25 protein-coding genes and 1 tRNA gene are annotated in these 23,934 nt (G+C 73.6%); 14 read left to right on the top strand and 12 right to left on the bottom strand.

Annotation, left to right across the window (positions count from 1 at the left end):
• The first annotated feature begins 18 nt into the window (after window positions 1-18).
• The 3 genes from BLQ67_RS13260 (at window position 19) to BLQ67_RS13250 (ending at window position 2,553) form a co-directional block, all read left to right on the top strand.
• Window positions 19-681 (top strand): TIGR00645 family protein, encoded by a 663-nt coding sequence (locus BLQ67_RS13260; protein ID WP_231945056.1) that lies wholly within the window; start codon window positions 19-21, stop codon window positions 679-681.
• 32 nt (window positions 682-713) lie between these two features.
• Entirely contained in the window at window positions 714-1,289 is a 576-nt protein-coding gene (locus BLQ67_RS13255; protein WP_092505795.1) for a PH domain-containing protein, read from the top strand.
• Between the two features lie 64 nt (window positions 1,290-1,353).
• Complete coding sequence (locus BLQ67_RS13250) at window positions 1,354-2,553, top strand: cobalamin-independent methionine synthase II family protein (RefSeq protein ID WP_092505793.1); 1,200 nt, start codon at window positions 1,354-1,356, stop codon at window positions 2,551-2,553.
• A gap of 69 nt (window positions 2,554-2,622) precedes the next feature.
• Here the strand turns inward: BLQ67_RS13250 and BLQ67_RS16905 are convergent, their stop codons facing one another.
• From BLQ67_RS16905 to BLQ67_RS13230, 4 genes are all read right to left on the bottom strand, one after another.
• Window positions 2,623-3,021 carry a TFIIB-type zinc ribbon-containing protein gene (locus BLQ67_RS16905; protein ID WP_092505791.1) on the bottom strand — a complete coding sequence of 133 codons (399 nt, stop codon included), beginning with the start codon at window positions 3,019-3,021 and terminating at the stop codon, window positions 2,623-2,625.
• A gap of 151 nt (window positions 3,022-3,172) precedes the next feature.
• Window positions 3,173-3,248 (bottom strand) — tRNA-Glu (locus BLQ67_RS13240).
• Between the two features lie 121 nt (window positions 3,249-3,369).
• On the bottom strand, window positions 3,370-4,266 hold the full coding sequence (locus tag BLQ67_RS13235) for a diacylglycerol/lipid kinase family protein (protein ID WP_092505789.1): 897 nt from the start codon (window positions 4,264-4,266) through the stop codon (window positions 3,370-3,372).
• A gap of 9 nt (window positions 4,267-4,275) precedes the next feature.
• Window positions 4,276-4,542 (bottom strand): hypothetical protein, encoded by a 267-nt coding sequence (locus BLQ67_RS13230; protein ID WP_092505787.1) that lies wholly within the window; start codon window positions 4,540-4,542, stop codon window positions 4,276-4,278.
• A 59-nt stretch (window positions 4,543-4,601) separates the two neighbouring features.
• On the opposite strand from BLQ67_RS13230, the gene BLQ67_RS13225 reads away from it, so the two are divergent.
• The gene (locus BLQ67_RS13225; RefSeq protein ID WP_092505785.1) at window positions 4,602-5,234 is read left to right on the top strand and encodes an MBL fold metallo-hydrolase; all 633 of its coding nucleotides are present in this window, start codon (window positions 4,602-4,604) and stop codon (window positions 5,232-5,234) included.
• A gap of 151 nt (window positions 5,235-5,385) precedes the next feature.
• On the opposite strand, the gene BLQ67_RS13220 is transcribed toward BLQ67_RS13225, so the two are convergent.
• Window positions 5,386-5,955 (bottom strand): dihydrofolate reductase family protein, encoded by a 570-nt coding sequence (locus BLQ67_RS13220; protein ID WP_092505783.1) that lies wholly within the window; start codon window positions 5,953-5,955, stop codon window positions 5,386-5,388.
• A gap of 76 nt (window positions 5,956-6,031) precedes the next feature.
• On the opposite strand from BLQ67_RS13220, the gene BLQ67_RS13215 reads away from it, so the two are divergent.
• The 5 genes from BLQ67_RS13215 (at window position 6,032) to BLQ67_RS13195 (ending at window position 9,285) form a co-directional block, all read left to right on the top strand.
• Window positions 6,032-6,604 (top strand): TetR/AcrR family transcriptional regulator, encoded by a 573-nt coding sequence (locus tag BLQ67_RS13215; RefSeq protein ID WP_092505781.1) that lies wholly within the window; start codon window positions 6,032-6,034, stop codon window positions 6,602-6,604.
• Window positions 6,605-6,824: 220 nt separating this feature from the next.
• The gene (locus tag BLQ67_RS13210) at window positions 6,825-7,520 is read left to right on the top strand and encodes an IclR family transcriptional regulator (RefSeq protein WP_092505779.1); all 696 of its coding nucleotides are present in this window, start codon (window positions 6,825-6,827) and stop codon (window positions 7,518-7,520) included.
• A gap of 7 nt (window positions 7,521-7,527) precedes the next feature.
• Window positions 7,528-8,277 (top strand): sulfite exporter TauE/SafE family protein, encoded by a 750-nt coding sequence (locus BLQ67_RS13205; RefSeq protein WP_092505777.1) that lies wholly within the window; start codon window positions 7,528-7,530, stop codon window positions 8,275-8,277.
• Window positions 8,278-8,332: 55 nt separating this feature from the next.
• A complete protein-coding gene (locus tag BLQ67_RS13200; RefSeq protein ID WP_092505775.1) occupies window positions 8,333-8,812 on the top strand; it encodes a hypothetical protein in 480 nt (159 codons plus the stop codon).
• Window positions 8,809-9,285, top strand: coding sequence for a 4'-phosphopantetheinyl transferase superfamily protein (locus BLQ67_RS13195; protein WP_092505773.1), 477 nt, complete (start codon window positions 8,809-8,811; stop codon window positions 9,283-9,285). Before BLQ67_RS13200 ends, BLQ67_RS13195 begins: the two co-directional genes overlap by 4 nt.
• Window positions 9,286-9,487: 202 nt before the next feature.
• On the opposite strand, the gene BLQ67_RS13190 is transcribed toward BLQ67_RS13195, so the two are convergent.
• Both BLQ67_RS13190 and BLQ67_RS13185 read right to left on the bottom strand, forming a co-directional pair.
• The gene (locus BLQ67_RS13190) at window positions 9,488-10,810 is read right to left on the bottom strand and encodes a M1 family metallopeptidase (protein WP_231945249.1); all 1,323 of its coding nucleotides are present in this window, start codon (window positions 10,808-10,810) and stop codon (window positions 9,488-9,490) included.
• A 9-nt stretch (window positions 10,811-10,819) separates the two neighbouring features.
• Window positions 10,820-14,686 carry a Pls/PosA family non-ribosomal peptide synthetase gene (locus BLQ67_RS13185; RefSeq protein WP_172802333.1) on the bottom strand — a complete coding sequence of 1,289 codons (3,867 nt, stop codon included), beginning with the start codon at window positions 14,684-14,686 and terminating at the stop codon, window positions 10,820-10,822.
• 212 nt (window positions 14,687-14,898) lie between these two features.
• Here BLQ67_RS13185 and BLQ67_RS13180 point away from each other — a divergent pair, with 212 nt between their 5' ends.
• From BLQ67_RS13180 to BLQ67_RS13170, 3 genes are read left to right on the top strand one after another with little or no spacing between them, the layout of a single operon-like run.
• The gene (locus tag BLQ67_RS13180) at window positions 14,899-15,369 is read left to right on the top strand and encodes a hypothetical protein (RefSeq protein ID WP_092505767.1); all 471 of its coding nucleotides are present in this window, start codon (window positions 14,899-14,901) and stop codon (window positions 15,367-15,369) included.
• A gap of 11 nt (window positions 15,370-15,380) precedes the next feature.
• Window positions 15,381-16,643, top strand: a complete 1,263-nt coding sequence (locus tag BLQ67_RS13175) for a DUF1727 domain-containing protein (protein WP_092505765.1) — start codon at window positions 15,381-15,383, stop codon at window positions 16,641-16,643.
• On the top strand, window positions 16,640-17,353 hold the full coding sequence (locus BLQ67_RS13170; protein ID WP_092505764.1) for a type 1 glutamine amidotransferase: 714 nt from the start codon (window positions 16,640-16,642) through the stop codon (window positions 17,351-17,353). The genes BLQ67_RS13175 and BLQ67_RS13170 overlap by 4 nt, the downstream gene beginning before the upstream one ends.
• A gap of 3 nt (window positions 17,354-17,356) precedes the next feature.
• Here the strand turns inward: BLQ67_RS13170 and BLQ67_RS13165 are convergent, their stop codons facing one another.
• Window positions 17,357-17,950 carry a TetR/AcrR family transcriptional regulator gene (locus tag BLQ67_RS13165; RefSeq protein WP_092505762.1) on the bottom strand — a complete coding sequence of 198 codons (594 nt, stop codon included), beginning with the start codon at window positions 17,948-17,950 and terminating at the stop codon, window positions 17,357-17,359.
• A 69-nt stretch (window positions 17,951-18,019) separates the two neighbouring features.
• Between BLQ67_RS13165 and BLQ67_RS13160 the strand changes: the two genes are divergently transcribed.
• Complete coding sequence (locus tag BLQ67_RS13160; RefSeq protein ID WP_231945055.1) at window positions 18,020-19,321, top strand: MFS transporter; 1,302 nt, start codon at window positions 18,020-18,022, stop codon at window positions 19,319-19,321.
• A gap of 39 nt (window positions 19,322-19,360) precedes the next feature.
• Here the strand turns inward: BLQ67_RS13160 and BLQ67_RS13155 are convergent, their stop codons facing one another.
• Window positions 19,361-19,663: an EthD family reductase gene (locus BLQ67_RS13155; protein WP_092505758.1), complete on the bottom strand. Its 303-nt coding sequence runs from the start codon at window positions 19,661-19,663 to the stop codon at window positions 19,361-19,363.
• Between the two features lie 264 nt (window positions 19,664-19,927).
• On the opposite strand from BLQ67_RS13155, the gene BLQ67_RS13150 reads away from it, so the two are divergent.
• Window positions 19,928-21,355 carry an aldehyde dehydrogenase family protein gene (locus BLQ67_RS13150; RefSeq protein ID WP_092505756.1) on the top strand — a complete coding sequence of 476 codons (1,428 nt, stop codon included), beginning with the start codon at window positions 19,928-19,930 and terminating at the stop codon, window positions 21,353-21,355.
• A 72-nt stretch (window positions 21,356-21,427) separates the two neighbouring features.
• Here the strand turns inward: BLQ67_RS13150 and BLQ67_RS13145 are convergent, their stop codons facing one another.
• The 3 genes from BLQ67_RS13145 to BLQ67_RS13135 are packed head-to-tail and all read right to left on the bottom strand — an operon-like array spanning window position 21,428 to window position 23,908.
• Complete coding sequence (locus tag BLQ67_RS13145; RefSeq protein ID WP_092505754.1) at window positions 21,428-22,480, bottom strand: FUSC family protein; 1,053 nt, start codon at window positions 22,478-22,480, stop codon at window positions 21,428-21,430.
• Window positions 22,477-23,427: a succinylglutamate desuccinylase/aspartoacylase family protein gene (locus BLQ67_RS13140; protein ID WP_231945054.1), complete on the bottom strand. Its 951-nt coding sequence runs from the start codon at window positions 23,425-23,427 to the stop codon at window positions 22,477-22,479. Before BLQ67_RS13140 ends, BLQ67_RS13145 begins: the two co-directional genes overlap by 4 nt.
• Window positions 23,420-23,908, bottom strand: a complete 489-nt coding sequence (locus tag BLQ67_RS13135) for an ATP-dependent zinc protease family protein (RefSeq protein ID WP_092505752.1) — start codon at window positions 23,906-23,908, stop codon at window positions 23,420-23,422. Before BLQ67_RS13135 ends, BLQ67_RS13140 begins: the two co-directional genes overlap by 8 nt.
• Window positions 23,909-23,934: the final 26 nt, after the last annotated feature.

The following is a 23,934-nucleotide window of genomic DNA, read 5'->3' as shown; positions in this document are numbered from 1 at the left end:
ACGCATCCAGGAGCATCCGTGTCCGACGGCACCCCGATCCGCTACAACGACAAGCCGTTCGCGCGCACCATCGCGCGGTTCATCTTCGCGAGCCGATGGCTGCAGGCGCCGATCTACGCGGGCCTCGTCATCGCGCAGCTCGTGTACGTCGTCGTGTTCGTCGTGGACCTCTACCACCTCGTCGTCGACGAGACGTGGCACGAGCTGCTCGAGACGGGCCACATCGACGAGGCCACGATCATGCTCTCGGTGCTGGGCCTCATCGACGTGGCGATGGTGGCGAACCTCCTCATCATGGTGATCATCGGCGGCTACGAGACGTTCGTGTCGAAGATCGACCTGCGCGAGCACCCCGACGAGCCCGAGTGGCTCAGCCACGTCAACGCGAACATCCTCAAGGTGAAGCTCGCGATGGCGATCATCGGCATCTCGTCGATCCACCTGCTGCGCACCTTCATCGAGGTCGGACCCATGGTCGACGGCGAGGCGCAGGGCATCACGTCGGAGGGCGCGTTCTGGCAGGTGATCATCCACCTGACGTTCATCCTGTCGGCCGTCGCCCTCGCGGTGATCGATCGCATGCAGGTGGCGAAGATGATCCCGGCGGATGCGGTGCCGCCGACGCGTCGCGGGATGGCGAACGCCGCGGCAGGGTCGTCGGGCGAGACGCCCGGAGCCTGACGCTCCCAGCCAGGATGCGCGACGATCGGCTCGTGCACGCATCCGAGGCCGCTCCTCTCGTCATCACGACCGACCGCGCCGCGATCGACCGGGTCTACCGACCGCTCGTGATCGTGATGGTCGTGCCCGTCGTGCTCGTGTCGCTCGTCGTCGTCGGTGCCGGCGTGCTCGTCGGGCAGTCGCTCGCGTCGCCCACAGGGGCGGCGGTCGGCATCGCCGTCGGCATGGCGGCGCTGTCGATCGTGCTCGTCGTGCTCGTGGCGGCGTTCCTGGCGCTCACGGCGTACCAGTGGGGCGTGCTGCGGTCGATCGGCGAGCGCGTCGTCGCCGACGGGTCCGGCATGCGGATGCAGCTGCCCGTCGGCCGCGTGCAGGTGCCGTGGTCGGCGGTGCACGGCGCTCGCATCACGGGCGCCGGTCGCAGCGAGGTGCTTCGGCTCGACGTCGACGCGAGCGCCCTCGTGGGCGACCTCTCCCACCGCCACCGACGGATCGTGGCGTCCAAGGGGCTCGCCTTCGGGGCCGTCGGCATGCAGCCGGGCATCGCCGCGCTCGCGAACGCCGTCGCAGCGGGCACGGCCGGCCGCGTCGTGCCGCAGCGCCGCTGACCGCCGCCGTCACGCGGCGTCGCACGCTGGCGCGCTGCGCGGCGCCGGTGCGAGGCTGGCGACGATGGCCGACATCCTCACGACCCACGCGGGCTCGCTCCCGCGCACGCCCGCTCTGCTCGCCGCGAACGCCGCGCGGCGCGTCGCCGACGACGGCTTCACGCTCGAGCGCTCCGACGAGCACGACGCCCTCGTCGCCGCAGCCGTCGCCGACGTCGTCGTGCGGCAGCGCGACGCCGGCATCCGCCTCGTGAACGACGGCGAGTACGGCAAGGCCATGTCGACGGCCGTCGACTACGGCGCATGGTGGTCGTACGCGTTCCAGCGCGTCGCAGGGCTCTCGCTCACCGACGACGACGTGTACCGGTCGGCGCACGTCGAGAGCGAGCCGGGCCGCATCCGCCTGACGTCGTTCCCGCATCGCCGCGACCGCGTGCTGTTCCCCGGCGCGTACGGCGACGCCGACGGCGTGCTCGCCGGCCGTCGCGCAGTGCAGTTCCCCGCGACGACGGGCGCGCTCTCGTACGTCGGGCAGGAGGCCGTCGCTGCGGATGCGCGCGCGCTGCGCGCCGCGGTCGATGCGGCGGGCGTCGAGGACGGCTTCCTCACGGCGCTCTCCCCCGGCTCCGGCGCGCGCGTCGCCAACGACCACTACGCGACCGACGAGGAGCACGTGTGGGCGTGGGCCGACGTGCTGCGCGAGGAGTACCTCGCGATCGTCGACGCCGGCCTCACCGTGCAGGTCGACGACCCGTCGCTCGCCGAGAGCTGGGATCAGATCTCGCCCGAGCCGTCGGTCGACGACTACCGCGCGTGGCTGCAGGTGCGCGTGGATGCGCTGCGGCACGCGCTGCGCGGCATCCCGCCCGAGCGCGTGCGGCTGCACGTGTGCTGGGGATCGTGGCACGGGCCGCACGTCACCGACCTCGGGCTCGAGCACATCGTCGACCAGGTGCTCGAGATCGGCGCGGGCGCCATCTCGTTCGAGGCGGCGAACGTGCGGCACGAGCACGAGTGGCGCGTGTGGGAGCGCGTGTCGCTGCCCGACCACGTGCGGCTGCTGCCGGGCGTCGTGAGCCACGCGACGAACGTGGTGGAGCATCCGCAGCTCGTCGCCGACCGCATCGAGCGGCTCGCGGCGATCGTCGGCCCCGAGCGCGTCGTCGCCTCGACCGACTGCGGGCTCGGCGGCCGCGTGCATCCCGAGATCGCGTGGGCGAAGCTCGCGGCGATCGGCGAGGGCGCCGCGCTGGCCCGCCCCTGACGCAGTTGAGGGTTTCGGCCCGATGCGAGGTCACATCGGGCCGAAACCCTCAACGCTGCTGACGGCGGGTCAGCGCAGGATGTCGCCGAGCCAGCTACGGCGCCCCTGCTGCTGGCCGTAGCCGTGCTGCTGGCCGCCGGAGCGCTTCTGCACCTGCCTCATGACCTGATCGGCGACCTTGCCCACCATCGCGGCGGTGCCGCTCTGGCCCGCGCCCTGCTGGCCGTAGCCCTGCTGCTGCCCGTAGCCCTGCTGGCCGCCCATGACCGGCTGGCCGGGCCACTGCTGCTGGCTCTGGCGCTGCTGCCACGAGTCCGCCGGCTGCTCGGGCTCGCCGTACGAGCGCTCGATGAGCTTGTCGAGCTCGCCGCGGTCGAGCCAGATGCCCCGGCAGTCGGGGCAGTAGTCGATCTCGATGCCGCTGCGCTCGCTCATGACCAGCGTCGCGCCGTCGGTGGGGCACTGCATGAGGGTCTCCTCTCGGGGCCCGGAAGCGGGCCGAGGGTCATCGTGACGGGGCATCCCATGCGCGACCTATGTCGGCCGACGCGCGCCTCGAGCACGCGCATCCCGGACATGACGAAGGCCCGGGCATGGGAGCCCGGGCCTTCGTGGATGTTGGTGACCCCAGCGGGATTCGAACCCGCGTTACCGCCGTGAGAGGGCGACGTACTAGGCCGCTATACGATGGGGCCGCATTGCAACCTGACAAGGATGCCACACGCCTGACCCGCGATGCAAAACGAGGCATGCTCGCCGGTCAGCACGGCGTGTCGCCCCGGAATCCCGGGGGTCTCGCACACCCGTCGAACGCCCTCAGCGAGGCGTGCCGAACACTCGCAGCGCTCCCACGGCGACGCTGCACTCGATGGGCAGGCGCCCCACGATCTCGCCGTCGGCGCATGCGAGCACCGTCGCGTCGTCGCTCGCGATCGTCACGGTGCCGATGTCCTCGACGTGCACGCGCGGGTCGGCGAGGTGGCGTCCCTTGAGCGCCTTCGCGAGCAGCGCGAGGAACTGCGGCCGCGAGAGCTCGTCGGCGAGGATGCCCGTGAGGCGCCCGTCGACCGTCGACGCCGTCGGCGCGATCGGGATGCCGCCGCCGAACACGCGATGGTTCGCGATCGCCGCGATCACCGTGCGCCACGTGCGCTCCTCGCCGCCGTCGATGCGGATGCGGAACGTGCGGTGCGTGAGGCTCGCGAGCGTCGCGAGGATCGCCGCCTGGTACCGCAGCCGCGCCGGCACGCGCGTCATGCGGAACGAGCGCACGTTGACGTCGGCGTCGAAGCCCACCGACACGATCCCGGCTGCGAACGCCTCCCCGTCGGGGTGGCGGATGCGGATGAGGTCGCAGCGCGCCGGCTCGGTCTCGAGCAGCGCGGGCAGGCCCGCGATGGCCTCCTCGACGCCCGGCATGCCGATCTCGGTCGCGAAGTCGTTGCCGCTGCCCGCCGGCACGATCGCGAGCGGCGTCGACGATCCGCCGACCGCGTTCACGCCCAGGTGCACCATGCCGTCGCCGCCCACGACGACGAGCGCATCCGCCCGCTGCGCCGCGGCGCGCGCCGCTCGCTGCAGCGCGGCGAAGTCGGGGGCCGTGCGGTGCACGACCTCGTGGCCGGCGGCGCGCAGCGCCTGCACGACGCGCTCCCCCACGGGGCCGGAGCGGCCGAAGCGAGCCTGCGGATTGGAGGCGACGACGACGAGCACGGGGCGAGCCTATGTGCCCGGATGCCACGACGCCTCGAACCACATGACGTGGCGGCAGTGCGTGCAGATCGCGAGCTCGAACGACAGGCGCTGCGCGGCGAGCTCGAACTCCGTGAAGCGCTGGTCGTCGAGGAACTGCTGCATGCGGTTCCAGCGGAAGCGCTGCGCACCGTAGACCGGGCAGTGCAGCGTCGATCGATCGAAGGGATGGTCGGGCACCGGACCGTCGGTCGCGAGATCGGTCGGGGTCGGGATCCGCAGCGGGTCGTAGGTCATGCACGGAGCATGGCTGCGACCGCTGGATGCCCACCCCACGCAGGCGTAGCGTGACGATCATGGAGATCACGAAGCACGTGCACGCCTGCCTCACGATCCGCAAGGGTGCCGAGACCCTCGTGGTCGACCCGGGCGTGCTGACGCCCGACTTCGACGTCGACGGCCTCGTGGGCATCGTGCTGACGCACGAGCACGCCGACCACTGGACGCCCGAGCACCTCCGGCGGCTGCTCGACGCCTCCGGGGGCGTGCCGATCGTGGGCCCCGCGGGGGTCGCGGCGGCCGCATCCGACTTCGACGTCGACGTCGTGGATGCGGGCGACGAGCGCACGCTCGGGTCGTTCGCGCTGCGGTTCTTCGGCGGCACGCACGCCGAGATCCACTCGTCGATCCCACTCGTCGACAACGTCGGCGTCATGGTCGACGACGCCCTCTACTACCCGGGCGACTCGTACGCGGTGCCCGATCGGCCCGTCGCGCTGCTCGCGACGCCGTGCGGTGCACCGTGGCTGAAGATCGGCGAGGCGATGGACTTCGTGCTCGAGGTCGCGCCGCGCGCCACGTTCGCGACGCACGAGCAGCCGATCTCCGACTTCGGCAGGCAGATGGCGAACGACCGCATCCGCTGGGCCGTCGAGCAGGGCGGCGGCACGCACCACGTGGTGGAGCCGGGGTCGGTGCTGACGGTGTGACGGCTCGCCGATTGGCCACTTCCTGCCGCCGACTGGTCACTTCCGAACGCATGAGGGGTCACTTCCTGCCGCTGTGCGCGGCGTGTCGCGGCAGGAAGTGACCACTGCCGTCAGGAAGTGACCACTCCCCGGCACGGAAGTGGCCTCTCGCTCAGCGGCGGCGCTCGAGCTCGAGGATCGTGACACCCGAGTCGAAGGAGCGCACCGCGGTGCGCACGAACGCCGTGGGGTCGTAGCCCGCGTCGCCGAAGAGGCGGATGCCCGAGCCGAACGCGAGCGGGTTCACCTTGAGCACCAGTCGATCGATCTCGGGCAGCAGCGCACCCGCGAGCTCACCGCCGCCCGCGAGCCAGATGCCGGCGCCTGACTCGCGCTTGAGCGCGCGCACGGTCGCGACGGGATCCGCGGTCAGCGCGATCGCCGCATCCACCTCGCGCTCCTGGCGGGTCGCGACGATCTGCCGCAGATGCGGATACGGGCTCGCGATGCCGACGTCGAGCGCCGGCGTGAGCGTGCGCCAGCCCATGACGACGGTGTCGAAGCGCGACGCGTCGGCCTCGACGCCCACCGCTCGCTGCACGTGCGCCGGAATCGTGTCGGTGAACTCGTGCATGAGCACGTGCATGTGGTCGCCCTCGATCGGGAAGGCGTCGAACGACCCGTCGGGCGCGGCGATGCAGCCGTCGAGGCTCGTAGCGACGCAGTAGGTGAGCTCGCGCATGGTCGCTCCATTCACTATGGCTGTCGTGGTTGCGATGAGACTACGACAGATGTCGTGGATGCGCTAGCCTCTCGCCATGGCACGCAACGACGACCGTCGCCGCGCGCTCGGCGACGCCGGGCTGGCGATCCTCGCTCGCGAGGGCGCGCGCGGCCTCACCCACCGCGCCGTCGATGCCGAGGCCGGCGTGCCCGCCGGCACGACCTCCAACTACTGCCGCACGCGCGCCGACCTCGTGGCGCTGCTCGTCGCGCGCATCGGCGAGCGCCTCGCTCCCGACGCCGCCGTGCAGGCCGAGCTCGCCGCGCGCGTGCCCGACCGAGAGCGCTTCGCCGCGCACATCCGCGAGATCGTCACAAGGCTCACCGCATCCCGCGACATCACGCTCGCGCTGCTCGAGCTGCGGCTCGAGGCCGCGCGACGCCCCGAGGTCGCCGAGACGCTCGGGGCATGGATGCGCGAGGGATTCGCAGGCGACGTCGCGTTCAACGAGGCGGCCGGCCTGCCGGGCGGCGCGTTCGAGATCGCGCTGCTGCACTACGCGGTCGACGGGCTCATGCTCGACCGGCTCACGACCTCCATCGACCCGACGATCCCCGTCGACGCCGCGATGGATGCGCTCGTGGAGCGGCTCCTGCCCGCCTCGTGACCCGAGGAGGGGTCGCTTCCTGCCGCTTCGCGCGGCGTGTCGCGGCATCAGGTGACCACTCATCGCACGCAAGTGACCACTCGGCGGCAGGAAGTGACCACTCATCGCACGAAAGTGACCACTCGGCGGCAGGCCGACGCGGCGCCACACGACCACGCGCCGACGTTCGCCATGTGAACGTCGCGACCTATGCTCGAGCAGGACGACCGACGGAGGATTCGTGGCCGAGCAGCTCGCAGGAGCCCAGACCCTGTCGCGCGGCATCCGCGCGCTCGAGATCCTCGCCGAGCAGTCGCCGCTGACCATCCAGCAGCTCGCCGACGAGCTCGGCGTGCACCGCTCGATCGCCTACCGCATCGTGCGCACGCTCGAGGCGCACCGGCTCGTGGTGCGGAATGCGGGCGGCCGGCTCGAGCTCGGCGCGCAGCTCGCGGTGCTCGCGCAGTCCGTCGACCGCGACCTGCGCGGCGCTGCGCTCCCCCACCTCACGGCGCTGGCGCAGACGACGGGATGCACGGCGTTCGTCGCGGTGCAGGACGGCGACGACGTCGTGACGCTCGTGAGCGTCGAGTCGCGCGGCGCCCGCGCGTCGGTGGCGCAGCGGCCCGGCACGCGGCATCCGCTCGCGCTCGGCGCGCCCGGCATCGCGCTGCAGACGCTGCTGTCGGCGCGCGAGTGGGCTGCGCTCGGGCACGACGACGCCATGCGCGCCGAGGTCGCGATCGCCGCCGAGCGCGGCTACGCGACGAGCACCGACGAGGTCGTGCCGGGGCTCTCGGGGGTCGCCGCGCCCATCCGGCATCCGCTGCCGCCGCGCGCCGCCGTGGGCGTGGTCACCGTCGGCGCCGCCGACCTCGACGCTCTGGGCGCCGCATCCGCCGACGCGGCCCGCGCCATCGCCGCGGACCTGGGCTGAGCCGCCCGTGGAGTGGTCGTTCGTCGTCGCGCTCGTCGCCCTCGCGATCGGGGCGCTCGCGCAGCGCACCGTCGGCATGGGCTTCGGCCTCGTCGTCACGCCGACGATGGTGCTCGCGGTCGGCCCCGTCGAGGCCGTGCTCGTCGTCAACGTGTTCGGCATCGTCGCGTGCGCGATGATCATCGGCCGCGTGTGGCGCGACATCGACTGGCGCGGCCTCGTCTGGCTCGTGCTGCCGGCCATCGCGCTCACGATCCCCGGCATCCTGCTGGCGCAGGCGTCGGATGCGGATGCGCTCAAGGTCGCCGTGGGCGTGCTCGCGCTCGTCGGCGTGGTCGTGTCGGCGGGCTTCGCGAAGACCGAGCGGTCGCTCGACGGGCCGCCGCTGCGCATGGCGTCGGGCGCGCTCGTCGGTGCGCTGAACTCGTCGGTCGGCCTCGGCGCGCCCGTCATCGGCATGTTCGCGATCCTGTCGAAGTGGGACCACCGCGTCTTCGCCGCGACGATGCAGCCGTTCTGGATCCTGCTGAGCCTCTCGACCGTCGTCTCGCGGCAGCTCGTCGCACCCGGCGGCGCGCCGCCGTGGGAGTGGTGGATGTGGCTCGTCGCGATCGCTCCCGTGCTCGTGGGCGTGCTCGCGGGCGAGCGCATCGCGGCGCGCATCGACCAGGCGATGGCCCGCCGCGCCGTGATCGTGTTCTCGCTGCTGTCGGGCATCGCGGTGCTCGTGACGGGCATCGTCGGCCTCGCGTCCTGACGCGGCTCGCAGCACGCCCAGCGAGCGCGGCGACGCCGCTGCTACCGTCGGCGCCGTGGGCGTGAACGTGGCGGTGATGGTCGTGCGAGGTGCGCGCGTCGCCGACCTCGCGCCGCTCGGCTACCGGCCCACCGGCATGCCCATCCCGGGCGACGTCGCGACGTCGTCGCGCGCCGAGCTCTCGGCGCTGCAGCACGACGCGCACACGGTGCTGCTCGACGCCGGCTACGCGTGGATCGACCTCGGCGAGCGCGTCGCGAGCGGCATCGGCCACCCCGTCGCGACGGCCCTGTTCGGCTCGACGAGCGACACGTGGCTCTTCCAGCTCGACGTGCCGGGCGCGCAGCGCCGCATCGTGTGGAGCCAGGGCGCGCTGGCCGACGAGACGGGTGCTCCCCTGCCCGAGGAGGCCGACGGCCCGCTCGACGAGGAGCGCCTCGGGCGCCTGCTCGCCCGCGTGACCGGCTTCCCCGGCGACCTCGACTGGCTGCGCGCGTCGTGGCAGCCGCTGACGTTCCCCGAGCCCTCGGCGTGACCGCGCGGGCGTCGCTGCCCGACGACGTCGCGGTGGCGTGGCTGCCGTCGTCGGTCGCGACGGTGGATGCGCTGCTCGCCACGGATGCGGATGCCGCGGGCCACGTGTGCCCGCGCTGCGGCGGCTCGGACCACGGGCGGCCGTGGGCGCGCGTCGCGGGCGCGCCGGTGGCGGCGTCGGCGTCGCGCGCCGGGGCGCACCTCGTGGTCGCGACCCGTCCCGGTGCGGCGGCGCTCGGCGTCGACGTCGAGCCTGCGGATGCGCTGGTGGAGGCCGCCGTCGTGCTGCACCCCTCCGAGGCCGACCTCGAGCCGCTGTGGGCGTGGGTCGCGAAGGAGGCGATCCTCAAGCACCTCGGCACCGGCCTGCGCACCGACCCCGCGAGCATCCGCGTCGCCGACTTCGCGGTGCACCGCATCCCGGCCCCCGCAGGCTACGTGGCGGCGGTCTGCACGGGCCGCGCGACGTCCTGACGCGCTCCGAGGCTCGCGTATCGCAGGCGATCAGGGTGGGCGGAGGGAAGATACCCCTCTGCCACCCGTGATCGCCTGCGAAACGCAACCGACCGCATCCCGAGCCGTTGCGTTGTGCAGGCGATTCCGCCTCTCAAGGGAACATTCCCCTCAAGACCCGGAATCGCCTGCGAAACGCAATCCCCAGGGGCGCCGAGAGCCGTCAGCCCGCGACGGGCGGGAGCGCCGGCAGCGCCGGCTCGTCGAGCCAGGCGCGCAGCAGCGGCGCGACGTCCTGCCCGGAGACCCGCGACGCGAGCGCGACGAGGTCGGCCGTCTCGACCGTGCCGCCCGAGTGCTCGTCGACCCACGCGTGCAGCAGGGTGCGCATGGCGTCGGCGCCGATCGTGCGGCGCAGGGCCACGAGCGTGAGGGCGCCGCGCTTGTAGACGCGGTCGTCGAACATGTCGGCGGCGCCGGGGTCGGAGAGCACGAGGTCCTGCGGCAGCCCCGTGAGGCGCGCGTGGTGCAGCGCGGCCTGCTCGTCGATCGTGAGCCCGCCGGCAGCCTCCGACCACACCCACTCCGAGTAGCAGGCGAAGCCCTCGTGCAGCCAGATGTCGCGCCACGTGCGCGCCGTCACGGCGTTGCCGAACCACTGGTGCGCGAGCTCGTGCGCGATGAGCCGCACGGCATCCCACTCAGGGCGGCAGAAGTTGCGGCCGAAGGTCGACAGGCTCTGCGACTCGAGCGGGATCTCGAGCTCGTCGTCGGTGACGACCGTCGTGTAGTCGTCGAACGGGTACTGCCCGAACTCGTGCTCGAAGCACGCCATCATCTGCGGCTGCAGGCCGAACGACGCCTCGTACGCGGCGCCGGTCATGCCCGTGGGCCGCAGCACGCGCATCGGCACCGACGACTGCTGCCGCACCTCCTGGTAGCGGCCGATCTGCACGGTCGCGAGGTACGACGCCATGGGCGCGCGCTGCGCGAAGCGGAAGGTGCGGGATGCGCCGCGCCGCTCGACGCCGGTCTGCTCGCCCGAGCAGGCGACGGCGTACTCCGACGGCACCTTCACCGACAGGTCGTACGTCGCCTTCGACGAGGCGCGGTCGTTGCAGGGCATCCACGTGGGCGCGCCGTGGGGCTGGGCGGCGACGATGACGCCGTCCTCGAGCTCCTCCCATCCGGCCTCGCCGAACGCGCGCATCCGCAGCGGTCGTGGGTTGCCGCGGTAGTCGACCTGCACCGTCAGGCGCGCGCCGGCGTCGACGGGCGCGGGCAGCGTCACGGTGAGGTGCGTGGTCACGTGGCTGTGCTTCGCGCGAGCGCCGTCGACGAGCACCCTGCTGACCCGCAGGTGCGCGAGGTCGAGGCGGATGCGCCGCACGGCCTCGGCCGCGACGATCGTGAGCGTCGCCGAGCCCTCGAGCAGGTTCGACGACGGCCGGTAGTCGAGGTCGACGCTCGCGTGCTCGACGTCGTACGAGAGGTCGCCGTGGCCCGGCATGTACGGGTCGGCGTGGTGCAGCATCCCCTCCATCATGCCCACGTCTCAGTCCTCCCAGGGACCTATGGGGTTGCCGAGCCAGCGCGTGCGGCTCGGCACGAGCTCGCCGCGCATCACGAGGGATGCGGGGCCGACGGTCGCATGGCGGCCCAGGGTGGCGGCGGGCAGGATGACGGAGTTCGGCCCGAGCGTCGCGCCCGCGTCGATCGTGACGGTGCCGAGCGACAGCACGCGGTCGTGGAAGAGGTGCGTCTGCACGACGCAGCCTGCGTTGACGGTCGCACCGTCGCCGAGCACGACGAGGTCGGCCTCGGGCAGCCAGTACGTGTCGCACCACACGCCGCGGCCCACGCGCACGCCGAGCATGCGCAGCCACACGACCATGGCGACGGTGCCGGATGCAGCACCCGCGAACCAGCGGGCGGCGAGCAGCTCGAGGAAGGTGTCGGCGAGCTCGTTGCGCCACACGAAGCCGCTCCACAGCGGATGCTCGCCCTCGCGGATGCGGCCGACCAGCGCCCACTTCGCGGCGACGGCGACGAGCGCCGAGACGATGCCGACGGCCATGAGCAGCAGCGGGGCGACGAGCGCGGCGGCGACGAATCCGGCCCACGTCCACGCGTCGCCGAGGAGCGCGATCAGGGCGGCAGCGGCGCCGAACGGCAGCGCGACGGCGAGCAGCATCGGCACGACGCGGCCGGTCTCGACGAGGCCCCGCAGCACCTTGAGGCGCGTCGACGGCGCGTAGGTGCGGCTCGCATCCACCTCGTCGGCCGTGCGGCGCAGCTGCGTCGGCGGGCTGCCGATCCACGACGAGCCGGCCTTCGCCGTGCCGCGCTGCGGCGCCGCCGAGAGCACGGCCACGAGGGACGCCTTGGGGATGCGGCGGCCGGGCGCCGCCATGCCCGAGTTGCCGAGGAAGGCGCGCTTGCCGACCTTGACGCGCTCGGCGCGCAGCCAGCCGCCCGTGAGCTCGTAGCCGCCCACGAGCGTGTCGTCGGCGAGGAAGACCTCGTCGCCGATCTCGGTGAGCGACGGGATCATCACGACGGTCGAGGCCTCGACGCCGCGGCCGACCTTCGCGCCGAGCGCGCGCAGCCACCACGGCGTGAGCGCGCCCGCGTAGAGCGGGTAGAGCCACGCGCGGGCGTCGTCGAGCACGCGCACGGTGAGCCATGCGGCGAGGCCCGCCGCCGAGCGCACGGGCACGGGACCCTGGCGGATCGCGAGCGCCGCGAGCCGCACGATCACGAGCACGAGCAGCATGAGCGCGACGTAGCCGACGACCGCGGCGACGGGCAGCCACGGCGCCGCGGCGAGCACGGCATCCGCGGCGGACTCGGCGTCGAGCAGCGCCGGCAGCGCCACGAGTGCGCCGATCGCGGCGGCGATCCACGGCAGCCCGGCGACGAGCACGCCCGAGAGCGCATAGATCGCGGCCCAGCGGCGCGGCCCGGGCGCGTGCCGGCCCTCCCACGCGCCACGCGCCTTGCCCACGCGCACCGCGGGCGAGCCCGACACGAGCGCGCCGGGCTTCACGCGGTCGCCGACGAACGAGCCGGGCGCGACCTCCGCACCGGCCGCGACGCGCGCGCCGGGGCCGAGCGTCGAGCGGGCGCCGATGCGCGCATCCCGCCCGATGCGCACGGCACCGACGTGCACGACGTCGCCGTCGATCCACGTGCCCGAGAGGTCGACCTCCGACTCGACGGAGGCGCCGCGCGCGAGGCGCAGGAGACCCGTGACGGGCGGCAGCGCGTGCAGCTGCACGTCGCGGCCGACGCTCGCGCCCAGCAGGCGCGCGTACCAGGGCATGAACGCGGCGCCCGCGAGCGACGTCGCGGCGAGCTGCGACTGCACCTGCTCGGCGAGCCAGATGCGCAGGTGCACGCGACCGCCGCGCGGGTACGTGCCGGGCGTGACGCCGCGCAGCGCGACGCGGATGATCGACGCGGCGAGCAGCATGCGCCCGGGCGGGGCGACGAACACGGCGACCAGCACGACGACGAGCGGCCACGGCGGCGCGGGCAGCCAGGCGGCGAGCGGATGCAGCAGCGCGCTCGCGAGCAGCAGCCACGCGATCCACCGCGCGCCGGCGAGCGCGTGCAGCGGGTAGGCGGCGAGCGCCTGCGCCACCTGCGTGCGCGGGCGGATGGGGTGGGTCTCGGCGTTCGTGCGCGCGGCGGAGGCGCCGAGCGAGTCGAGGTGGCCCGCGAGGTCGCCGACCGTGGAGTGCTGGTACAGGTCGCCGACGACGACCTCCGGGTGGCGCTCGCGGATGCGGCCCACGGCCTGGGCGGCGGTGAGCGAGCCGCCGCCGAGGTCGAAGAAGTCGGCGGCGAGCCGCTCGGGGTCGGCGGCGAGCACGTCGCGCCAGATGGCGGCGATCCAGGTCTGCGTCTCGCTCCAGCCGTCGTGCGCGGCGGCGGCCGACGGCAGCGGCCAGGGCAGCGCATCCCGGTCGACCTTGCCCGACGTGCGCGTGGGCAGGTCGTCGACGATCGCGAGGCGCGGCACGAGCGCGGCCGGCATGCGCTCGCGCAGCAGCGTCATGGCGACGCCGGCGTCGTACGTCTCGTCGACCGTGACGTAGCCGACGAGCACCTGGCTGCCGACCGACGTCGAGCGCACCGCCGCGGCAGCACCGACGACGCCGGGCACGCGCAGCAGCTGGCCGTCGATCTCGCCCAGCTCGATGCGGCGGCCGCCGAGCTTGATCTGGTCGTCGGCGCGGCCGCCGAACACGAGGCCCGCGGGGTCGTTGCGCACGACGTCGCCCGAGCGGTACGCGCGCTGCCAGCCGAGCGTGGGCATGGGCGCGTACTTCTCGGCGTCCTTCGCGGCGTCGAGGTAGCGGGCGAGGCCGACGCCGCCGATGACGAGCTCGCCCGTCTCCCCCACCCCGACGGGCTGGCCGTCGGCATCCACGACCGCGAGGTCCCAGCCGTCGAGCGGCAGGCCGATGCGCACGGGATCCGTGCCGTCGACGAGCGCAGCGCACGCGACGACGGTCGCCTCGGTGGGGCCGTACGTGTTCCACACCTCGCGACCGGGGCGCTGCAGACGCTGGCCGAGCTCGGGCGGCAGGGCCTCGCCGCCGAGGATGACCATGCGCACCGCATCCAGCGACTGGATGGGCCACAGCGACACGAGCGTCGGCACCGTCGACACGATCGTGAGGCCGTTCGCGACGAGCCACGGCGCCACGTCGACCCCCGACCGCACGAGCGAGCGCGGCGCGGGCACGAGGCACGCGCCGTGCGCCCACGCGAGCCACATCTCCTCGCACGACGCGTCGAACGCGACCGAGAGGCCCGCCATGACGCGGTCGTGCGGACCGATGGGCTCGTGCTGCAGGAAGAGGCGCGACTCGGCGTCGACGAACGCGGCCGCCGAGCGGTGCGTCACCGCGACGCCCTTCGGCGTGCCCGTCGAGCCGGAGGTGAAGATGATCCACGCGTCGTCGTCGGGCGTCGGGGGCGCGACGTCGCGCGGACCGTCGCCGCGCGCGTGCTCGGTGAGCGCGACCTCGAGGCCCGTCGCCGCGACGGCCTGCACGGCCGCCTCGCCGAAGACGGTCGCGGCGCGCTCGTCGGGGTCGTCGGCATCCACCGGCACGTAGGCGGCGCCGCCGAGCAGCGTGCCGAGGATCGCGACGTACAGGTCGGTCGTGCCCGACGAGATGCGGATGCCCACGCGGTCGCCGCGGCCCACGCCCTGCTCGGCGAGCCGGTCGGCGAACGCCTGCGCCGCGTCGACGAGCTCGGCGTACGTGAGCTGCTCGGAGCCGTTGTCGAGCGCGAGCGCGTCGGGATGCGCCTCGGCCGTCGCCGCGACGACGTCGGCGAGCGTGCGCTCGGGTGCCGCGAGGTGCGAGGCGAGGAACGCGTCGGGGATGCTCGGGCTGCTCACGTGCCCATCCTTCCCCACGCGCGAGCGCGAATCCGCCCGGTCACCTGCCGGTCATCTGCCGTCCATGTGGGCAGTGCGCGCGTCGACGATGTGCGTTTTGCAGGCGATCGTGGGGGTCGGAGGGAAGATACCCCTCTGCCACCCCGGATCGCCTGCAAAACGCACATCGTCAACGGCGGGACGACGAGCGTGCGTTCGTAGACTCGGCATCCATGGCGACCTCTCCGAGCGACGCCGCCGGCATGACGCGGCGGCACGCGACCACGCTCGCGCTCGACGTCGTGCTCACGATCGTCGGGGCGCTCGTGCTGCTCACCGCGTGGCATGCCGTGGTGCTCGACGACCGCCTCGCCGGGTTCCTCGAGGGCGCGCGCCTGCTGTTCCTCTTCATGGACGTCGGCCTCGGCGCGTGGATCGTCGCGCTCGTCGTGCTCGGCATGCGCGCCCGGCGCGGTCGGCCACGGCCGGGTCGCGTCGCGGTGCTCGTCGCGTGCGCCATCGGCGTCGTCGTCAACGCCGCGGCCGTGCTCGTCATCGGGCTCGCGCAGGGCGTCGTCTACCTCGACCACGCCTTGCTCGCCGGTGCCGCGACGCTCGTCGCAGCCTTCGCGGTCGTGCCGGCGCTGCATCGGGCACGCGACGCGCAGCCGAGCGCCGCAGGAGACCCCGCCGAGCCCTCGTAGACTCGAGCACCATGGCGATGCTCCCCGTGGTGACCGGCAAGCTCGCCCTCGCGGGCCTCCGACTGCTGGGCCGCAGCGGCAACGCGCTGCCCGGCCTCGTCGTCGAGCGGCTGTTCCCGCAGTACCTCGCGAAGACCCTCGCCGCGCTGCCGCACGGCGTCGTCGTCGTGTCGGGCACGAACGGCAAGACGACGACGACGAAGATGGTCGCCGCGATCCTCGCCGAGCGGTTCCGCGTGCTCACGAACGACACGGGCTCGAACTTCGTGCGCGGCACGATCGGCGCCGCCGTCTCGTCGTCGACGTGGACCGGCCGGCTCGACGCCGACGTCGCCGTCTTCGAGCTCGACGAGGCCCACGCCGTGCGCTTTGTCGAGCGGTACGAGCCCGAGCGCGTGCTGCTGCTCAACGTCATGCGCGACCAGCTCGACCGCTTCGGCGAGATCGACCACACCGCGCGACTGCTGCAGAAGGTCGCGAGCGCCGCGACCGTCGCCGTCGGCCTCAACCGCGACGACGCCCGCATCGCGGCCATCGCAGGCACGATCGACGCCGAGCCCGTCTGGTACCAGGTCGCCGAGGAGCTGCGGCACCTCTTCCCCACCGACGAGGAGCTCTACGGCGGCGCCTCGCGCGCAGCCCGCGCCTCCGACGGCGCCGCCGCCGAGCTCGTGGCGTGGGATGCGCAGGCCACGACCATCCGCATCGGCGAGACGCAGCAGACCTTCCCGCTGCGCGCATCCGGCGCCCACAACGCGCAGAACGCCACGGCCGCCGCGGCGATCGCGAGCACGTTCGACCTCACGCCCGACGAGATCTTCCGCGGCCTGCGCGCCGTCGAGCCCGCCTTCGGGCGCGGCCAGTCGTTCGAGATCGACGGGCGCGACGTGTCGCTGCACCTCGTGAAGAACCCGGCCGGCTTCCGCCAGTCGCTCGCCGCCGCCCGCGTCGAGGACCCGGCGCGCATCTGCATCGTCATCAACGACGACGACGCCGACGGCCGCGACGTGTCGTGGCTGTGGGACGTCGACTTCACGGGCCTTGCCGATGGCGTGCCCGTGTCGACCGCCGGCGTGCGCGCCGCCGACATGGCCGTGCGCCTGCGCTACGACGGCGTCGAGGCTGCCGCGGTCGACGCCGCCCTCGCGCCGGCCGTCGACCGCGCGCTCGCCGCGACGGCCCCGGGCGAGCGCCTGCTGATCTTCTCGACCTACACCGCGATGTGGGGCCTGCACCGGCACCTCGTCGCCCGCGCGAAGGAGGTGCGCGCATGACGCCGCTGCGCATCGTGCACCTGTACCCGCACGAGATGAACATCTACGGCGACACCGGCAACGTCGTGGTGCTGCGCAAGCGCCTCGAGTGGCGCGACCTGCCCGTCGAGATCGTGCCCGTGGGCGTCGGCGATGCGCTGCCGACCGATGTCGACCTCATCCTCGGCGGTGGCGGCCAGGATGCGGCGCAGGGCGAGATCGGCGAGGACTTCCAGCGCCGCGGCGCCGACCTGCGCGCGGCGGCCGACGACGGCGTCGTCATGCTCGCGATCTGCGGCGCGTACCAGCTGCTCGGCCACGAGTTCAACACCATCGGCGGCGCGCGCATCGCCGGCGTCGGCGTGCTCGACGTCGTGACGAACGGCTCGGACACGCGCCTCATCGGCAACCACGCCGTCGACTCCGACTGGGGTCGCCTCGTGGGCTACGAGAACCACTCGGGCCTCACGACGCTCGGCTCCGCCGCGACGCCCCTCGCGCGCACGGTGCCCGGCCGCGGGAACGACGGGCAGGACTCGACCGAGGGATGCGTGCAGGGCAACGTGTTCGGCACGTACCTGCACGGGCCCGTGCTCGCGAAGTCGCCGCGGTTCGCCGACGAGCTGCTGCGCCGCGCGCTCGAGCGCCGCGGCGACTCGGGCGAGCTCGCGCCGCTCGACGACGCGCTCGCGCTGCAGGCCGCCGAGGTGGCGGCGAAGCGCCCTCGCTGACCGTCAGCCCTCGACGGCCGCCCAGCCCGGCGCGAGCAGGTCGAAGCCGGCGGCGAGCACCGCGAGCGGATCGTCGGCGGCCGAGACGAGCGTCTGCATCTGCAGCACGAAGCGTGCGTACACGCGCACGGCGGGGCTCGGCGCATCCGCCCCCAGCTCGTCGGCGATGACGTCGGCGAGCGCGTCCTCGTGCCGCAGCCACATGCGCGCGCCGTAGTCGCGCAGCGCGGGCGTCTCGTCGAGCAGCGCGAGGAACCGCTTCGTGCCCTCGTCGCGGTGCTCGTCGAGGTTGATGCGGATCTCGCGGTCGTAGAAGGCGCGCAGGGCGTCGTGGATGCTCGTGCCCGGCTCGCGCTCGCGCACGGCGGTCACGAGCTGCTCGCGCTGCTCGTCGTCCTCGTCGAAGACGAGCGCCTCCTTCTGCGGGAAGTGCGCGAAGACCGTCGTCGGCGACACGTCGGCCGCGTCGGCGACCTGCTTGACGCTCACGGCGTCGAAGCCGTGCTCCATGAACATGAGCGTCGCCATGTCGGAGATCGCCTTGCGGGTGGCTGCCTTCTTGCGCTCGCGCCTGCCGAGGGGCTCCGTCGTGCTCATGCGCACACCCTATCCGAATTCGCTCCATTCATGACTTGACACCGAAACTGTAGTGAGTACAGTTTTGGCGTGACTTCACCTCAGACCCTCGCCCCGCGCGACGCCCGCCGCGCCTGGGCCATGCTCATCGTGCTCACCACGCTCACGACCGCCGGCATGACGGTCGTGCTGCCCGTGCTCCCCTTCGTCGTGCTCGAGCACGTCGGCGGCGAGGACGAGCTCGCCGTGTGGGTCGGCGTGCTCGAGGCCGTCAACGGCCTCTGCGCATTCCTCGTCGCACCCTTCCTCGGCCGCCTGTCCGACCGCTTCGGCCGCCGCCCCGTCATCGTCGTCGCCGCCTTCGGCGCCGCGTTCTCGATGACGCTCTTCGGCCTCGGCGGCTCGCTGTGGGTGCTGCTGCTCGCCCGCATCGTGCAGGGGCTCACCGCCGGCGACCTCCCCGCCCTCTTCGCCTACCTCGCCGACATCACGAAGCCCGAGGACCGCGCGAAGCGCTTCGGCCTCCTCGGCGCCCTCGCCGGCATCGGCACCATGGTCGGCCCCGCCGTCGGCGGCCTGCTCGCCGCCGTGAGCGTGCAGCTGCCCGTGCTCGTCACCGCAGGCATCTCGCTCGTCATCGCCATCCTGAGCCTCGTGCTGCTGCCCGAGTCGCTGCCCGCCGCGAAGCGCATCGAGCGCATCGCGCTGCGCGACGTGCACCCGCTCGCCGCCGTGTCGATGGCGTTCCGCCGCCCCGAGCTGCGCGGCCTGATGCTCGCGTTCGCGCTGCTGGCGCTGCCGTTCGGCTTCTTCGTCAACAACTTCTCGGTGCTCGCGCTCGACGCGATCTCGTGGGGCCCGACGGCCATCGGCCTGCTCATCGCCTCCGTCGGCATCATCGACATCGTCGTGCAGGGCGTGCTGCTGGGCCTGCTGCTGCCGCGCATGGGCGAGCGCGGCGTCATCGTCGCCGGCATCGTCGCGCAGACGCTCGGCCTCGCCGCCCTCGCGATCGTCGCCTCGGCGGTGTCGGAGCCGTGGCTCTTCATCCTCGGCGCCCTCGCCCTCGCGGCCGGCCAGGGCGCATCGCAGGCGACGATGGACGGCGCGATGTCGAACGCCGTCGCCGACGACGAGCAGGGATGGCTCGGCGGCTCGACGCAGTCGGTGAGCGCCGCGATGGGCGCCATCGCCCCGCTGGTCGCCGGCGCGCTCTACGCCGGCGTCAGCCACGCCGCCCCCTACTGGCTCGGCGCCGCGATCATGGTCGTCGCGATCGTCGTCGTGCTGCGGGCGCACATCGTGGATGCGGCGCGGCACCCGGGTGCGACGGTCGATGCGACCAGCCTCGCAGCGTCGCCCGCAGCCACCTCGACGGTCGTCGGCTCGTGAGCCGAGCGAGCGGCGCTTGGTCGCTGCCGGATGGTGCGGCTACGTCCGCTCGGTCACCGGATAGTCGATGACGACCGCGCCGCCTGTCGCATAGCTCGGCACGTCGGCTGCGACCGCCTGCCCCTCCGGCGATGCCATGGCGGCGGCCATCGCGGCGGGGTCGGCGAAGTCAGCCTCGAACACCGCGAAGTACGGGCTGCCCTCGCCGTGCACCTCGAGGCTGTATCGGGATGCGAGGAGTCCGGGCAGCCGGTCGGCGAGCGGCAGATGCGTCGACACGTAGTGGTCGGCGAAGGCGGCGGGATCGATCGGCTGCGGGTAGAGGACGACGAGTCGGTGCATCGGAGGCTCCTGCGGTCTCGGGCATGCGGCACGGCCAGCGTGGCACGAGCGCGGGCGCACCGAGCCGACCGTGCACTCCGCGCCATGTCCTCGGCGCCGAGGGTCAAGTCGCGCGGCCACGACGGCACGAGTTGACGCACGGCGCTGCCGTGTTGTCGGCTCGCGCCGCATGGTGCCCGTGCCCGCGACGCACGGGCGCCTCCGCGGCTACGGTTCGGGCATCGGCGCCCTCGCGCGCACCCCGTTCGATGGAGAGGTGGGGCCATGACCCTGGAGCAGACGACCACCGGGTCGCTCGAGACGTACGAGGGCCTGCTGGCCGCGATCTCGGTCGCCGACGGCGCACCCGTGACGGACCCGGCGACCGACGAGGTCATCGCGCACGCGCCGATCGCGACGCCTGCCGACCTCGACGCGGCCGTCGCGGCGGCGCGCGCAGCGCAGCCCGCGTGGGAGGCGCTCGGCCACGCGCGCCGCTCGGAGATCCTCGTCGGGGCCGCGGATGCCGTCGACCGGTCGGCCGCAGCGCTCGCCGAGCTCATCTCGCGCGAGCAGGGCAAGCCCCTCAACGGGCCGGGCTCGCGGTTCGAGGCGGGCGGCGTCTCGGCGTGGCTGCGCACCGCGGCCGCGACCGAGCTGTCCGAGGAGACGCTGCTCGACGAGCCGCGCGCCACGATCGCGTACCGCGCCGTCGGCCTCGTCGGCGCGATCGGCCCATGGAACTGGCCAGCGCTCATCGCCGCGTGGCAGCTCGCTCCGGCGCTGCGCATGGGCAACGCCGTGATCATGAAGCCCAGCGAGCACACGCCGCTCTCGGTGCTCGCCGTCGGGGCCATCCTCAACCAGGTGCTGCCCGCGGGCGTGCTCACCGTGCTGTCGGGCGACCGCGACCTCGGCGTCGCCCTCACCGGCCACGACGCGTTCGGCAAGCTCATGTTCACGGGCTCCACCCGCACGGGCAAGGCGATCGTGGCCGCGAGCGCCGCGAACCTGCCGCGCCTCACGCTCGAGCTCGGCGGCAACGACCCGGGCATCGTGCTGCCCGACGTGGATGCGCAGGCGATCGCGCAGGATCTGTTCTGGGGCGCGTTCATCAACACGGGTCAGACGTGCGCGGCGCTCAAGCGCCTGTACGTGCATGACGACGTCTACGACGACGTGGTCGAGGCGCTGCGCGCCGTCGCGGCGCAGGTGCCGATGGGCTACGGCGTCGACGAGTCGAGCGCGCTCGGCCCGCTCACGACCGCCGACCAGCTGGCGATCGTCGACCGTCTCGTGGAGGACGCGAAGGCCGGCGGCGCCCGCGTGGTGCTGGGCGGCGAACCCGACCGCGCCGCAGCGGGCAACTTCTACCCGACGACGCTCGTCGCCGACATCGACGCGCACGCGCCGCTCGTCGTCGAGGAGCAGTTCGGCCCGGCGCTGCCGATCGTGCGCTACTCCGACCTCGACGAGGTCATCGGCCTCGCCAACGGGCTCGACGTGGGCCTCGGCGCCTCCGTGTGGTCGGCGGATGCCGCGAGAGCCCGCGAGATCGCCGCGCGCATCCAGGCCGGCACGGTGTGGATCAACTCGCACGGTGGCGTGCACCCGATGGTGCCGTTCGGCGGCATCAAGGGCTCGGGCTACGGGCTCGAGTTCGGCGTCGAGGGCCTCAAGGCCGTCGCGGTGCCGCACGTCATCAACGGCTGAAGCCGGGACCCGGCACGAGGTGACGCTGAGGGTGGGTTCGTCTGCAGATCGCAGCCCAAGGCATCCTCAGCGTCACCTCGTGCCGCGCCCGCGTCCCCGCGGCCGGATCGCCACGATCGCGAGCGACCCCACGGCGACGCCGAGCGCCGTCTCGACGAGGCGCGACAGCAGCAGCGCGTCGATCGGTGCGGGTGCCGCGAGGTGCACGAGCAGCATCGCGAGCGGCGTGATGGCGACGAGGCCGATGGCGTAGTTCCAACCGATCACGAGCTCGATCACGAACTGCAGCGCGACGACGACCGCGATGGTCGCGAGCGGCGGCAGCCCCGCCGACAGCAGCAGCCAGGCGACGCCGAGACCCACGAACGTGCCGACGACGCGCTGCACGCCGCGCGCGAGCTGCCCGTGCACGTGCGGCACCGCGAAGGCGACGGCGGCCGAGAGCATCGCCCAGTACGGATGGTCGCCGCCGGGCAGCCAGCCCGACACGGCGGTCGCGAGCGCACCCGCGGCGCCGACGCCGACGACGGCGCGCGCGACCTGCCAGCGGATCGCCGGATCCCGCGGCGGCGCGGGCGGGGGCGCCTTGCGCGTCGGCAGCACGAGCTGCTCGAGCGCGCCGAGCCCGACCGCGAGCGCCGCGGTCGCCGCCGACACGAGCGGCACGAGCGGCACGTCGGCGGGCGCGAAGGGCACCGACGCGCACGCCCCGGCTGCGAAGACCAGGAAGAACGGGCCCGGTGGGCGCCAGCCCTGGGCATCCGACGCCCACGTCGCGAGCCCCGCCACGACCGCGACGAGCGGGATCGCGAGCCACGTGCTCCACGGCGTCATGCCCACGAGCGCGCCCACCGCAGCCGTCGCGGTGAGCAGCGCGCCCATCCACGCCTGGGCACGCCAGCGCGTGCGCGACGGCCGGCGCCCGCCGTAGATCGACGCGAACGCGCCGAACGCCGCTGCGATGCCGAGGTCGAGTCGGTCGACCGCGAGCAGCGTGCCGAGCGCGACGGCGAGCACGATGGCGCCGCGGATCGCGACGCGGTGCGCCCCCGGTGCCGGGCCGAGCCGCACGCTCTCGCCGAGCACCCCGCGCACGTGGTGCAGCGGGCCGGGCACGGCGGTCACTCCCCGAGCGCCGCGATGTGCACGAGCCCGTCGCCCGCCTGCACGATGGGGGCCCGCGTGAGCCCGATGATCATGCCGTCGCGGTCGGCGCGCACGATGCGCGCGTTGCTGCCGAACGCGTCGGCGATGCGACCGAGCCGCTGCCCCTCCTCGACGAGCGCGCCCAGGTCGACCTCCATGCGCAGGATGCCCGAGCCGCGCGCCCGCACCCAGCCGCTCGAGAAGCTCGCGAGCGGCGGCTCGTCGTCGAAGCTCTCGCCGTCGAGCATGTCGAGCGCCGCGAGCACGCGCAGCACGCCGGCGACGCCGACCGCGATCGACTCGTCGTCGAAGCGCATGGCCTCGCCCGCCTCGTACAGCAGCACCGTGCCGCCGGCCTCGCGCGCGGCCTGGCGCAGCGAGCCGTCGCGCAGCCGCGCGTGCAGCATGAGGGGTGCGCCGAACGCCTCGGCGAGCCTGCGCGTCTCGGCGTCCTCGAGGTCGGCGCGGATCTGCGGCAGGTTCGCCCGGCGCGCGGACGCGGTGTGCAGGTCGATGCCGACGTCGGACTTGCTGATGACCTCGGTCATGAGCAGGTGCGCGATGCGGCTCGCGAGCGACCCGCGCGCCGACCCGGGGAACGAGCGGTTGAGGTCGCGGCCGTCGGGCAGGTAGCGGTCGCCCGTCATGAAGCCCAGCACGTTCACGACCGGCACGGCCAGCAGCGTGCCGCGCAGCGTCTTCGGCGACACCTGCGCGAGCACCTGGCGCACGATCTCGACGCCCAGCACCTCGTCGCCGTGGATCGCCGCGTCCACCCACACCGTGGGTCCGGGCTCGCGGCCGTGCACGACGAGCACGGGCAGGCCTGCGTCGCCGCCGGTCACGAGCCGCGTGATCGGCAGCTCGACCTCCTGCCGCTGACCGGCCCGCACGCGCACGGTGCCGATCGCGAACGACTCACGCACCCTCGCGCCTCCGGTTCCGCGAGCGCACGTCGCGCGACGGGCGCCCGCCGAGGTACGAGCTCGCCGAGTCGACGAGGAACCCCTGGCGCAGCGCCTCGCGGCCCACGAGCATGCGGAAGCCCATCTCGTCGCGGCGCGTGAGCGTCATCTCGGTCTCGATCGTGCGGCCCAGCAGGCGGATCGGCGTCACGATGACGATGCGCTCCTGCTCGGTGCCGTTCGACGATCGGATGATCCGGCGGTCGTGGATCGGCACGTCGACGTCGACGGAGTCGCTCGTCGAGCGCTGCCACGGGTGGATCGCGAAGCGCACGCGCGCGATGCCGTCGACCTCGTGCTCCTCGAGGTCGAACGCGTGCAGCGCCGACGAGCGGGCGCCGGTGTCGAGCTTCGCCTTCACGTGCTCGACGCCGAACGATGGCAACCCCACCCACTCGCGCCAGCCGGCCGCGAGGGGGCTGGCAGGATGGTCGGCGGTCATGCATCCATCCAACCAGGGAAGCCAGG

It is taken from the genome of Agrococcus jejuensis, from assembly GCF_900099705.1.
GTDB lineage: Bacteria > Actinomycetota > Actinomycetes > Actinomycetales > Microbacteriaceae > Agrococcus > Agrococcus jejuensis.
This window is presented reverse-complemented; position numbering and strand designations above follow the sequence as displayed.